Source organism: Stenotrophomonas sp. a6 (assembly GCF_030913325.1).
GTDB classification, from domain to species: domain Bacteria; phylum Pseudomonadota; class Gammaproteobacteria; order Xanthomonadales; family Xanthomonadaceae; genus Stenotrophomonas; species Stenotrophomonas maltophilia.
In genome coordinates, this window is record NZ_CP133161.1 from 1,211,338 (window position 1) to 1,222,556 (window position 11,219).

The window sequence follows — 11,219 nt, forward strand, 5'->3', positions numbered from 1 at the left end:
CACCCCGTCCATGCCACGCTGCGCGGAACCTGCGCAACCGGGATCGAGGCTGTTGAAGGCGAATACGCAATGACCGCGGCGCGGCAGCGCTCGATGTGGGTGGCGGGCCTGTCCACGGTGGTGGAGTGGTACGACTTCACCCTGTACCTGTACTTCGCCACGGTGTTGTCGCGGGTGTTCTTCGGCGGCGGCGAACAGGCGCTGCTGGCCACCCTGGCAGGCTTCGCGGTGTCCTACCTGATGCGCCCGCTGGGCGCGCTGTGCTTCGGCCACCTTGGCGACCGCCTGGGCCGGCGCTGGATGCTGCTGGCTTCGATGGCGTTGATGGCGGCGGCAATGCTGGCCACCGCGCTGCTGCCAACCGCGGCCACCGCAGGCACCACGGCGGGCGTGCTGCTGCTGGTACTGCGCTGCGTGATGGCGTTTTCGGTGGGCGGTGAGTACACCGGGGTGGTGGCGTACCTGCTGGAAAGCGCACCGGCGCAGCGACGTGGCCTGGTGACCTCGCTGGCGTCCGCAGCCAGCGAGGTGGGTGCGTTGCTGGCGGTGGCGATCTCCGCGGTTACCGTGGCGCTGCTCGCGCCCGCGCAGCTGGACAGCTGGGGCTGGCGTATTCCGTTCTTCGTTGGCGCGGCGCTGGCACTGGTGATCCTGGTCGCGCGCTCGGGCATGCACGAGTCGCCGGAGTTCGAGCGGCAGCGCCGCGAGGGCAGCATTCCCGCGACGCCGCTGAAGCATGTGCTGCGCAACCATCCGCTGGCGGTGGCGCGCACGTTCGCGATCTCGGCGCTGGGCTCGATTACTTACTACGTCGGCATCACCTATGTGCCCGCATTCCTGCATGCGCGGGGCCACGATGAGGGCGATGCGCTGTGGCTGTCGACGATTGCGGCCGTGGCGGTGATCGCGATCACGCCCCTGTGCGGCGCATTGTCCGACCGTGTCGGAAGACGGCCGGTGCTGTTGGGCCTGACCGTGCTGGCAGCGCTGCTGCCGCTGTCCTTGTTCGCGTGGATGGCGCAGGCGACGCCGCTGGGCATCGCGCTGGCCGCGGTGTTGCTGGCCTGCGTGGCCGGTGGCGTGAGCGCGGTGGCGGCCCCGGCCACGGCCGAGCAGTTCCCCGGCGAAGGGCGGGTCAGCGGGCTGGCACTGGGGGTGACCATGGCCACGGCCGTGTTCGGCGGTGCAACGCCATGGCTGGCGCAATGGTGGGTGGAACGCAGCGGCTGGGCAGCAGCGCCAGGCGCGATGATCGAGCTGGTGGCGGTGCTGGTGCTGCCGGTGCTGTGGACCCTGCCCGAGACGGTCCCGGGCAGGGCCAAGCGCTAGCGGGTCAGACCTTCAGGGTCTGCTCGATGTCGGCCAGCACGGCGGCCGCATCCACGCCGATGGCAATCGACTGCACCACGTGGCCGTCCCACACGCTGGGGCCGAACGCCAGGCCTTCCGGCTTGGGAATGGTCATGCCGCGGGCGACGCCGTCGGTGGCCACGCGCACGCTGGCGCGCTCGAACTGGAACAGCTCCGGACGGGTCAGCGCGATGCAGGCGCAGCAGTCGTGCACGACCATGCCCTTGTGGCCGGCCTGCAGGTAGAAGTCCACGTAATCCTGCGACAGCGCACGCACCAGTTCGGCATCGGCACCGCCGATGGCGGCCAGCTTGTCCAGGCCGTCACGGTCCATTTCCACGCGGGTGGTCACGTCCAGGCCGATGGCGGTGACCGGCCAGCTGGCGGTGAACACCACGTCGGCCGCTTCGGCGTCGCCCCAGATGTTGGCCTCGGCGGCCGGGGTGATGTTGCCGTTGACGTGGAAGGCGCCGCCCATGATCACCACGCCGCGCACCAGGCCGGCGATGTCCGGCGCCTGCTGCAGGGCCAGGGCCAGGTTGGTCATGCGGCCGACCGCGACCAGGGTCACCTCGCCCGGATGGGCGCGGACCAGGTCGATGATCAGCTGGTGGGCCGGGCGCGCATCGGCCGCCACGTCCAGGCTGGCCGGCACCGGGTGGTTGCCCAGGCCGTTGTGGCCATGGATGTGCACCGGCCAGGCTTCCGGGGTGGCTTCCGGCTGCAGCGGGCCGCCGGCACCGCGTGCGACCGGGGCGGCAAAGCCCCAGGCCTGCTTCAGGTACAGCGCATTGTGCGTGGTCGACTCCACCGAGGCATTGCCGAAGGTGGTGGTGACGCCGATCAGGTCGATCTGGGCGTGCTTGTGCAGGTACAGCAGGGCCAGGGCGTCGTCGACGCCCGGGTCGGTATCGAAAATGACTTTCAGCATGTTGTTGTTCTTCTTCTTCCGTGTGGTGCGGGGGGCGCCGGCGGCCCGGAAGCAGGCCGGCGCGCCCTACATTGTCCCATCTTCATGACAGGCAGGGCCATTGCCGGGGAGGCAGGCCATAATGCCCCCAGTCCAGGCACGGAACCGCCGAATGCTGATCGTTGCCCTTCTGCTGGTCCTGCTGGTGCTGGGCCTGAACGTGGTGGCTACCGTGGTGATCGTCAGGCGCGATGGCCTCTCGGCAGGCGGCCGGACGGTGCAGTTGCTGCTGGTCTGGCTGCTGCCGCTGGTCGGCGCCATCCTGTGCATGGCGGTGGCCACGGCCGATGGCTCGGGCAGCCGGGGGGATGGCGGCGGAAGCCATGACACCTCCGTTGGCTATTCCAGTGACAACCACAGCCATCACAGCTACAGCAGCTCCGACTGCGGAAGCGGCGACAGCGGTGGGGGTGGTGACGGCGGCAGCTGCGGTGGTGGCGATTGACGAGATGTTCCAGGATGCCGGCCAAGGTCACGTCCTGGTAGTGCCGGCCGCTGGCCGGCAACCTCATCCGCTCAACCGCCGCCTTCGGTCGGCAACGGCGCCGGCACGTTCAACAGCCCGCCTGCCGCCACATAGGCGGCCAGCGCCTGGCCCTGGCTGAGCAGATGGCGCTCCATGGTGCGTTCGGCAGCCTGCGCGTCGCGGCGGCGGAAGCACTCCATCAGCTCGCGATGTTCGGCCAGCGACTGCGCGGTGCGCCCCGGTGTCAGCAGCTGGCGGCCGCGATGCATCTTCAGGATGCGATGCAGATCGTGGGTGATGCGGATCAGCCACGGGTTGCCGGCGTAGTGCTGCACGGTTTCGTGGATCAGGTAGTTGTTGCGGTAGTACTCGGCGATGTTGCCCTCGGCTGCCGCGGTTTCCATCGCGGCATGCAGGTCTTCCAGCTGCTGCACGCCGGCATCGTCGATGTGCCTGACCGCCTCGTGCGCGCAGCGGCCTTCCAGCATCGCCATTACCGGAAACAGCTGGTTGAGGTCTTCCAGCGTCAGTCGGGTGACCCTGCTGCCACGACCCGCGTCAATCTGCACCAGACCTTCGGCGGCCAGCAGCTTCAGCGCTTCGCGCAGCGGTGTGCGGCTGATGCCCAGTTCTTCGCACAGCGCGGGCTCGTCGATCCACTCACCCGGCGGCAGGCGGTAATCGTAGATGCGTTCGCGCACGTGTTCGGCAACCTCTTCATACAGAGGCGCGCGCTTCTTCGGTGACCGCGGGGCAGGGGCAATAGCCATGGAGGAAGTGTACCGCCAGGTAGTGCCGGCCGCTGGCCGGCAACCCATGATCGCTGGATGACTTCATGGGATTGCCGGCCAGCGGCCGGCCCTACCGTTGGGTGGTTACATCCAGCCCGGTACCACGAATACCAGCCAGGCCAGCAGCGGCCCCAGGGCCACCACCAGGCCGCTGTAGACCAGGAAGCGGCGGAACAGGGTTTCGCGCTCTTCCTTCGCGGCCGAAGCCACCACCAGCGCGCCATTGGTTGAGAACGGGCTGACATCGACGATGGTGGACGACACCGCCAGCGCGCAGATCACGCCGGCGGCGCTGAGGTGACCCTGCATCAGGAACGGCACCGCCAGCGGAATCGTGGCGCCCAGCACCGCAGCCGACGAGGCGAATGCGGAGACAATGCCGCCGACGTAGCAGACCAGCAGCGCGCCGAGCAGCGGAATGCCGATGTCGGACACGCCATTGCCGATGAAGTCCACCGCGCCGGCATGTTCCAGCACGCCGATGTAGGTCACCACACCGCAGATCAGCAGCACGGTGGACCAGCTGATGCCATCCACCGCGCCCTTCTGGCTTTGTGGCGACAGCAGTGCCAGCGCGACAGCCACGGTGATCGAGACCAGGCCGACGTTGAGGTTGTAGATCAGCGCGGCCACGCCCAGGCCGAGCAGGCCGATCAGGGTGAACAACCGCTCGCGGGTCAGGCTCACCGCATCCAGTGCCGCCGGATCATTGCTGAGCGTGCCGCCGCCAGCTGCGACCAGCGCGCCATGGCCTTCGATGGCGAATTGCCGCGACGATGCCTGCGGGCCACCGGCCATCGCCAGCTCGGCATTGCCGATCGTTCCGGCCGCGGTGATCGAGCCACGCCGCAGCAGGGCGATGCCGCCGAACGCGAAGAAGCAGATCGTCGCCATCATGAAGTTGAAGCCCAGGCTGGTCAGGAATACCGCCATCTCGGTCACTTCCAGCCCGGCTTTCTGCACCACGCCGTTGGTGATGCTGCCGTACACGCTGATCGGCGAGAAGCCGCCGGCCTGCGCACCATGGATGACCAGCAGGCCCATCATCAGTGGATTGATGTTGTACTGCTTGGCAAAGCGCAGCGCGACCGGACCGATGATCGCGACCGCCGCCGGGCCCAGCGCACCGAACGCGGTGAGGACTGCGGTGATCACGAACATCACCCACGGAATGGCCACGATATGGCCGCGCACGGCTTTTACTGCCCAGTGCACCAGCAGGTCGATGGTGCCGTTCTTCTGCGCGATGGCGAACAGGTAGGTGATGCCGACCAGGGTCAGGAACAGATCGCCGGGAAAGCCGGCCAGGACCTCCTTGCCGCCCATGTCGACCCACAGCCCGCCGATGATGAAGGCCAGCGCAAAGGCGACGGCACCCATGTTGATCGGCATCGCCGTGGCGACGATGAACATGATCACCAGACCGATGATCGTTGCGATTTGTGGACTCATGCGCCCTCCCAGACACGTGACTCACGTACAGCGCGGATGGAGACCCGCCATCCCGGGGTAAGGCGACGTACGGCGTGTTGCGTGATACGTACTGCTCGAACCCGTTACTGCAGCCGCTCCAGCGCGCTGCGGACCCAGGCCGCCGCGCCTTCAAGGCTCTGGAACTCTTCCACCGCGCGCACCTCGCAGCACGGATAGGCCGGCGCGACCATGCGCGCCAGCGCGTTGCCCGGGCCCAGCTGCAGGAACACGCGCGCGCCGCGCTCGAAGGCCTGGCGCATCACCTGCGCCCATTCGATGGTCTGCGCCAGTTGCAACGACAGCGTGCTGACTGCCGTTGCGCGGTCCCGCACCGGTCGCGCATCGATGCCGGCCAGCAGCGGCAGGCATGGGGCCTGCAGTGGCGATGCATCGAGTGCGGCAGCGAACGGTGCGACCGCCGCCGCCAGCAATGGTGTGTGTGCGGGCACGCGCACCGGCAGCAGACGGATGTCCGCGCCCTGCGCCCGCGCTGCATCGGCCAGCCGCTGCAACGAGGCGTGCGTGCCGCCCACGATGAAATGGTCCTGCCCGTTGGCGATGGCCACGTAGGTGCCCTGCGCATCGCACAGCGACTGCAGGCTGCGGCGATCCAGCCCGAGCACCGCCTGCAGGCCTGCATCGGCGGGGCTGGCGCCGTCCATCAACTGCGCACGTTGCGCAGCCAGCGCCAGGCAGGTGGTGGCATCGAAGCTGCCGGCGATGGCGTGCGCGGCGAGCTCGCCGATGCTGTAGCCGGCCGCCAGCACCGGTGCAGGCACCGCTTCGCGAAGGCCCTGCCAATGCGCGAGGCTGGCTGCACACAGCAAGGGCTGCGCCAGAGCATTGTCGAAGCGCGATTCGTCAGCAGCTGCCGCGAACACGTCGCGTCCAAGCACTGCGCTGGCGGTCTCCAGTACGTCGCGCACGGCGGGCAGATCGCGTACGCGGTCGAACATCGCCGCATGCTGCGCACCTTGGCCGGGGCAGAGCAGGGCAAGGCTCATGCGACCTCCTGCTGCAGCAGGAACCAGGCACAGGCCAGCAGGTCGGCACTGCCGCCGGGGCTCAGCCGGCGTGCGACGAATCCATTGCCGATGCTGTGCAGGCGTGCCTGCCAGCCGGGTACGAAGGCGCCGCCGGCATCGAGGAAGCCTCGCGCCTGTTGCTGGGCCCAGCGCAGGCCGTTGGCGCCGCCACGGTGCAGCAGGTTGAGGTCATCCACGCACGCGATCAGCTGCACCAGGGTCTGGCACATCGCGGCCTCGCGTGGCAGGTCGCTGGCCAACGCGTGGCGCAGGGTAGGCAGTGCCACCTCGCGCAGCAGCGGGTAGCCGGCGGTCGCTTGTTCGCGCACACCCTGCACGCCGTGCCGCGCGCGCGCGCGCTGGCCAGGGCTGTTCGCATCCAGAGGTGCGTCGGCGAGCTCGGCAGCCCAGCGGCGCACTTCCTGGCAGACCTGATCGGCTGCGATGGCACCGCCCGCGCGGCCCCAACAGGCAGCGGAAGCCGCCACCAGCAGGCCAAGGCTGAAGATCGCGCCGCGATGAGTGTTGATGCCCGCAGTGGCGTGCAGCATCGATATCTCCGCAGCGATGCCGTGCCGGCGCAACGTCTGGAACGGTGCCGCGCTGGCACCGGCGTCGGCCACGGCGATGAAGTAGTGGCGCAGCGTGAACAGGCTGCGCAGGAACGTGCCGGCGTCCATGTCGTGATGGCTGCCGCTGTCGAATGGCGTGACCAACCCAGGCTTGGGTGCAAGGGCCAGTTCGGCGTGCAGGCTGGCGATGGCGAGGCGCCCCAGACGCGCGCTGTCGACGGCAGCTGGCCTGACCGCCGGTTGCACGAGGGCGTTCACGCGCTCACCCCGGTGGAGGCGAACAACGCATCACGTAGTTCCAGTGCGGCACCATCAAGGCGCTTGACCAGTACCTCGCGGCTGCGCCCGGCGTATTCGCGCCAGTTCACCGCGCCACCATCCACCAGGCACAGTTCGCCATCGACCCGCCGGCCGTGTTCGGTCTCCCATGCCTGCAGCCGTGCGACCAGGGCATCGGCCTGTGCGGCGGTGTCGATCCGCCACAGCAGATCGATGTCCGAGCGCGCGTGCACATAGTGCAGGCCCGTGAGGTGCTGCCATGCGAAGGCACCGAATACACGCGCTGCGGCGATGTCCTGCAATGCCTGCAGCGGGCGCTGCCAGTCCTGCACAAGGTCGCCTTCCAGCACCGCCTGAAGTGTCGGTGGCGCTGCGGTGCGCAGCACATCGTGTGCCGGCATGCGCAGGGCCAAGCGCAGTTTGCCCTCGGCGGGTGGCAGCGGCACGCCGAGACGCAGGCGTGGATCGGCATCGTCGGCGGCACGCCGCGCGACGATGGCCGGCCGGCCCTGCGCAAACCAGTCGGCCAGGCGCGACTCATGCGCGGCGATGTCCGCCTGCCAGCCGGCGTGCGCTGACAGCCAGACCAGCGTATGGCGGGGCAGCCGCTCAGGCATCGCCCTGACTCACCGCTTCAGCCACGCGTGCGGCCAGCATGCGACCGCCGCGCTGTGCGCCGCGTGCGGCACGCAGGTCGCCTTCGGCGGGTGTGCGCAGGGCCTGCAGCAGGTGCTGGGAAAGATCGCCTTCCCACAACGAGTCCACCGCACCCATCGCCACGTAGTTGGCGACGCCCGGCGCGAATACCGGCGAGCTCTGGCTCAGCGCCTGCAGCTTCTCCAGCGGTTGCTTGGTCACCCGCGCCATTGCGCGCAGGTCCATCACCCGCACCTGTGCATCGGGCAGGGCGTGGATGTGGTCGGCCATCAGGCCGAATGAGAGGAAGCCGCCACTGACGGATTCGCCGTAGACCAGGGTGATCAGGCGCGCACCACGGCGGCGTGCCAGATCGAGCGTCTGCGCGAGATGCGCAAAGTAACCATTGATGCCCAACAGTTCGTCGCGCCGCGCCAGGCGCTGTCCGGCGGTATCCACCAGCATCACGATCGGTTGCTGCGGATGCGCGGCGGTGCTGGCCAGCACCGTTTCGGCCAGTACCAGTACGTGGTCCACGCCCACCTCGAGCCTGTCGGCGGTGCCGATCAAGGTCACGTCGCCGTCGTCGGTGGTGGCGCTGCCGGTCAGCACCGAATCGTTCACCGCAACGGCATGCCCATGCGGGAACAACGCATCGAGCAGGGTCTGCAACGGCATGCTCATGGCAGGCTCCGGTCGGCGGTGGCGATGAGGAATTCATCGGTGTCGAGCAGTGGCAGGCGTTCGGGGTGGGCAATGCCCAGCCGCGCCCAGATCTCCAGGCCATCGCGGCAATCGCCCCAGGCCTTCACGCGCGCCTTCAATGCCGCATGGCGTTCCTGCAGCGCAGCCAGTGCAGTATCCGGATCGGTGCTGCTGGTATCAGGCTGCAGCGCGTTGCTGGCCGCCTGCGCGAAGGCCTCGATGGCATCGGGCACCAGCACCTGTGCCTGGTCGATCAGGTAGCGGTGCTTGCCTCCCGTTACGCGCCAGACCAGCGCGCGATCGCGGGAATCGAACTCTTCCACGCCGCGCACGGTTTCGATCACTTCCGGGCCGGACAGCGACAGGCGCCCCTCTTCGGACATGATGACCGTGCTGCAGCAGCGGGCGACGATGCCCATGCCGCCGAAGGCGCCGTTGCCGCTGCCGATCAGCGCGATCACCGGCACACCCGCTGCACGCGCGTCCAGGGTGGCGCGCATGATCTCGGAAATGGCGATGAGCCCTGCATTGGCTTCGTGCAGGCGCACACCACCGGTGTCCAGCAGCAGAAGCACACCTTCGGGATGTGTTTCGGCTGCGCGGCGCAGCAGCCCGGTCAGCTTGGCGCCGTGCACCTCGCCCACGCCGCCGCCCATGAATTCACCCTGCTGCGCGGCCAGCAGCACGCGTCGGCCACGCAGCGTGGCTTCGCCGACAACGATGCCGTCGTCGAACGCCGCGGGCTGGTCGAGCTGTGCCAGGTGCGGGCTCATCATCCGCCGCGCCGGGCCGAGGAATTCCCTGAAGGAACCGGCGTCGACCAGGCTGGCGATACGCTCGCGCGCATCGGCTTCGTAGTAGCTGTAGCGCTGCGTCCGGTTCATCGTGGATCTCCAGCACGCAGGGTTTCCACGGCCTGGTCCAGACGCAGGCTGACTACCGCCGGGGTCGCGCCGGCATCGTTGATCGAGATGCGTACATCGCGCAGCGGATGACGCTGTGCGAAGTCGCTGATCACCGCTTGCCACACGCTGCCGAAGCCCTTCGCGGCTGTGATGATGCGCACCGTCATTGCGCCGTCCAGTGCGGCCGGCTCCAGCAGGATTTCCAGGTTGCCCGAGGCCAGCACGCCGACCAGCACCGCATCGCGCGGAAACTGCACCGCAGCGTGTCCTTCGAATCGATAGTCGAGGGTTTCCATGCTCAGCCCCTTACCAGTTGCGGAAGCGCTTGGGCGGGTCGTACAGGCCGCCGGACCAGCGCACCAGGTCTTTCACCGAACGCGCCGCCAGCAGGTCACGGCTGGCATCGCGCACGGAGATGCCGAGGTCATCGGGACGGCGGATCACGCCGCGGTCGCGCAGGTTCTCCACCATCGCGCGGTCGCGCCCCATGCCCACGGCGGTATAGCCGGCCACGCCACGGATCGCCTGTTCGCGCTCCTCAGGGGTGCGGCACAGCAGCAGGTTGGCAATGCCTTCCTCGGTCAGCACATGGCTGACGTCGTCGCCGTAGATCATCACCGGCGGCAGCGGCATGTTCGCGCGTTCGGCCAGGTCCCAGGCATCGAGGCGCTCGACGAAGGCCGGCGCCATGTGCTCGCGGAAGGTTTCCACCATCTGCACCACCAGCTTGCGCCCACGCGGCATCTCACCCGGGCGCGCGGCCTGCTGGCCGGCCTTGATCCAGGCCTCGCTGGCATGGCGCCGGCCGCGTGCGTCCGAGCCCATGTTCGGTGCGCCACCGAAGCCGGCAATGCGGTCGCGGGTGGCGGTGGAGCTGTTGCCCTGCAGGTCGATCTGCAATGTGGAACCGATGAACATGTCGCAGGCATACAGGCCGGCGGTCTGCGAGAAGGCGCGGTTGGAACGCATCGAGCCATCGGCGCCGGTGAAGAACACATCGCCTCGCGCGGCGATGTACTTCTCCATGCCCAGTTCCGAACCGAACGAATGCACCGATCTGACGAAGCCCGATTCGATTGCCGGAATCAGTGCCGGGTGGGGGTTCAACGCCCAGTGCTGGCAGATCTTTCCCTTCAGGCCGAGCGATTCGGCGTAGGTGGGGAGCAGCAGTTCGATGGCCGCCGTATCGAAGCCGATGCCATGGTTGAGGCGGTTCACGCCGTACTCGGCGTAGATGCCATTGATCGCCATCATCGCCATCAACACCTGGATCTCGGAGATCTGCGCCGGGTCGCGGGTGAACAGCGGTTCGATATGGTTCGGCTTCGGCGCCTGCACCACGAAGTTGACCCAGTCAGCGGGAATGTCGACGCGGGGGAGGGCGTCGACGATCTCGTTGACCTGGGCGATGACGATGCCGCCACCGAAGGCGGTGGCTTCGACGATCACCGGCGTGTCTTCGGTGTTCGGCCCGGTGTACAGGTTGCCGTGCCGATCTGCGGCCTGCGCGGCGACCAGGGCCACGCGCGGGGTCAGGTCGATGAAGTAGCGGCCGAACAGTTCCAGGTAGGTGTGGATGGCACCGATCTGGATGCGCCCTTCAGCCACCAGGTTGGCCAACCGCACTGACTGCGGGCCGGAGAACGAGAAGTCCAGCTTCGACGCGATGCCACGCTCGAATACATCCAGGTGCGACGGCAGCGACAGCACCGACTGCACCATGTGCAGGTCGTGCACGCGGGCCGGGTCAAGATCGGCCAGGGCCTGGGCGAGGAAATCGGCCTGTTTCTGGTTGTTGCCCTCCAGGCAGACCTTGTCGCCTGGCTCCAGCAGTGCGTGCAGCAGCTCGCCTACGTCGCCGGCGGCGACCTCGCGTCCCCGGGCCCACGGCGCGGCACGTTCCAGGCGGGCCTGGCGGCTGCGTTCCAACGTATCCCAGCTCGGGTTCATCGACCGGCTTCCGATTGGTGTCGATGTAATTACGACATAATTACGAAGGACGCCGCAACCTGCAGTGCAGCAAAAGGAAGGGCCCGCGCGGAGGCGG

Annotated in this window: 12 protein-coding genes; 2 read left to right on the top strand and 10 right to left on the bottom strand. The window is 68.2% G+C overall.

Annotated elements, in window-relative coordinates; genetic code table 11:
* Positions 1 to 69: 69 nt before the first annotated feature.
* Positions 70 to 1,329, top strand: a complete 1,260-nt coding sequence (locus tag Q9Q79_RS05650) for an MFS transporter (protein WP_201862482.1) — start codon at positions 70 to 72, stop codon at positions 1,327 to 1,329.
* A 4-nt stretch (positions 1,330 to 1,333) separates the two neighbouring features.
* Here the strand turns inward: Q9Q79_RS05650 and Q9Q79_RS05655 are convergent, their stop codons facing one another.
* Positions 1,334 to 2,281 (bottom strand): nucleoside hydrolase, encoded by a 948-nt coding sequence (locus Q9Q79_RS05655; RefSeq protein WP_004147861.1) that lies wholly within the window; start codon positions 2,279 to 2,281, stop codon positions 1,334 to 1,336.
* 151 nt (positions 2,282 to 2,432) lie between these two features.
* Between Q9Q79_RS05655 and Q9Q79_RS05660 the strand changes: the two genes are divergently transcribed.
* The gene (locus tag Q9Q79_RS05660; RefSeq protein WP_043034145.1) at positions 2,433 to 2,765 is read left to right on the top strand and encodes a hypothetical protein; all 333 of its coding nucleotides are present in this window, start codon (positions 2,433 to 2,435) and stop codon (positions 2,763 to 2,765) included.
* A 71-nt stretch (positions 2,766 to 2,836) separates the two neighbouring features.
* On the opposite strand, the gene Q9Q79_RS05665 is transcribed toward Q9Q79_RS05660, so the two are convergent.
* From Q9Q79_RS05665 to mdcA, 9 genes are all read right to left on the bottom strand, one after another.
* Positions 2,837 to 3,556 (bottom strand): GntR family transcriptional regulator, encoded by a 720-nt coding sequence (locus Q9Q79_RS05665; RefSeq protein ID WP_005408509.1) that lies wholly within the window; start codon positions 3,554 to 3,556, stop codon positions 2,837 to 2,839.
* Positions 3,557 to 3,661: 105 nt separating this feature from the next.
* Positions 3,662 to 5,029: an SLC13 family permease gene (locus Q9Q79_RS05670; protein WP_005412592.1), complete on the bottom strand. Its 1,368-nt coding sequence runs from the start codon at positions 5,027 to 5,029 to the stop codon at positions 3,662 to 3,664.
* A 104-nt stretch (positions 5,030 to 5,133) separates the two neighbouring features.
* The gene (gene mdcH / locus Q9Q79_RS05675; protein ID WP_099524216.1) at positions 5,134 to 6,054 is read right to left on the bottom strand and encodes a malonate decarboxylase subunit epsilon; all 921 of its coding nucleotides are present in this window, start codon (positions 6,052 to 6,054) and stop codon (positions 5,134 to 5,136) included.
* Positions 6,051 to 6,905, bottom strand: a complete 855-nt coding sequence (gene mdcB / locus Q9Q79_RS05680) for a triphosphoribosyl-dephospho-CoA synthase MdcB (RefSeq protein ID WP_111118486.1) — start codon at positions 6,903 to 6,905, stop codon at positions 6,051 to 6,053. Before mdcB ends, mdcH begins: the two co-directional genes overlap by 4 nt.
* Entirely contained in the window at positions 6,902 to 7,543 is a 642-nt protein-coding gene (gene mdcG, locus Q9Q79_RS05685) for a malonate decarboxylase holo-[acyl-carrier-protein] synthase (RefSeq protein ID WP_005408513.1), read from the bottom strand. Before mdcG ends, mdcB begins: the two co-directional genes overlap by 4 nt.
* A complete protein-coding gene (gene mdcE, locus Q9Q79_RS05690; RefSeq protein WP_099524227.1) occupies positions 7,536 to 8,240 on the bottom strand; it encodes a biotin-independent malonate decarboxylase subunit gamma in 705 nt (234 codons plus the stop codon). The genes mdcG and mdcE overlap by 8 nt, the downstream gene beginning before the upstream one ends.
* Positions 8,241 to 8,242: 2 nt before the next feature.
* Complete coding sequence (locus Q9Q79_RS05695) at positions 8,243 to 9,151, bottom strand: biotin-independent malonate decarboxylase subunit beta (protein WP_099524219.1); 909 nt, start codon at positions 9,149 to 9,151, stop codon at positions 8,243 to 8,245.
* Positions 9,148 to 9,468 carry a malonate decarboxylase acyl carrier protein gene (mdcC, locus tag Q9Q79_RS05700; protein WP_099524220.1) on the bottom strand — a complete coding sequence of 107 codons (321 nt, stop codon included), beginning with the start codon at positions 9,466 to 9,468 and terminating at the stop codon, positions 9,148 to 9,150. Before mdcC ends, Q9Q79_RS05695 begins: the two co-directional genes overlap by 4 nt.
* Positions 9,469 to 9,478: 10 nt before the next feature.
* Positions 9,479 to 11,122 carry a malonate decarboxylase subunit alpha gene (mdcA, locus tag Q9Q79_RS05705; RefSeq protein WP_165710259.1) on the bottom strand — a complete coding sequence of 548 codons (1,644 nt, stop codon included), beginning with the start codon at positions 11,120 to 11,122 and terminating at the stop codon, positions 9,479 to 9,481.
* Positions 11,123 to 11,219: the final 97 nt, after the last annotated feature.

What these genes read in the sequence shown, in the direction of transcription:
- Q9Q79_RS05665 (WP_005408509.1), bottom strand. Translation starts at nt 3,556, where the DNA reads ATGGCTATTGCCCCTGCCCCGCGGTCACCGAAGAAGCGCGCGCCTCTG.
- mdcA (WP_165710259.1), bottom strand. Translation starts at nt 11,122, where the DNA reads ATGAACCCGAGCTGGGATACGTTGGAACGCAGCCGCCAGGCCCGCCTG.
- mdcH (WP_099524216.1), bottom strand. Translation starts at nt 6,054, where the DNA reads ATGAGCCTTGCCCTGCTCTGCCCCGGCCAAGGTGCGCAGCATGCGGCG.
- mdcC (WP_099524220.1), bottom strand. Translation starts at nt 9,468, where the DNA reads ATGGAAACCCTCGACTATCGATTCGAAGGACACGCTGCGGTGCAGTTT.
- mdcG (WP_005408513.1), bottom strand. Translation starts at nt 7,543, where the DNA reads ATGCCTGAGCGGCTGCCCCGCCATACGCTGGTCTGGCTGTCAGCGCAC.
- mdcE (WP_099524227.1), bottom strand. Translation starts at nt 8,240, where the DNA reads ATGCCGTTGCAGACCCTGCTCGATGCGTTGTTCCCGCATGGGCATGCC.
- Q9Q79_RS05655 (WP_004147861.1), bottom strand. Translation starts at nt 2,281, where the DNA reads ATGCTGAAAGTCATTTTCGATACCGACCCGGGCGTCGACGACGCCCTG.
- Q9Q79_RS05660 (WP_043034145.1), top strand. Translation starts at nt 2,433, where the DNA reads ATGCTGATCGTTGCCCTTCTGCTGGTCCTGCTGGTGCTGGGCCTGAAC.
- Q9Q79_RS05695 (WP_099524219.1), bottom strand. Translation starts at nt 9,151, where the DNA reads ATGAACCGGACGCAGCGCTACAGCTACTACGAAGCCGATGCGCGCGAG.
- Q9Q79_RS05650 (WP_201862482.1), top strand. Translation starts at nt 70, where the DNA reads ATGACCGCGGCGCGGCAGCGCTCGATGTGGGTGGCGGGCCTGTCCACG.
- Q9Q79_RS05670 (WP_005412592.1), bottom strand. Translation starts at nt 5,029, where the DNA reads ATGAGTCCACAAATCGCAACGATCATCGGTCTGGTGATCATGTTCATC.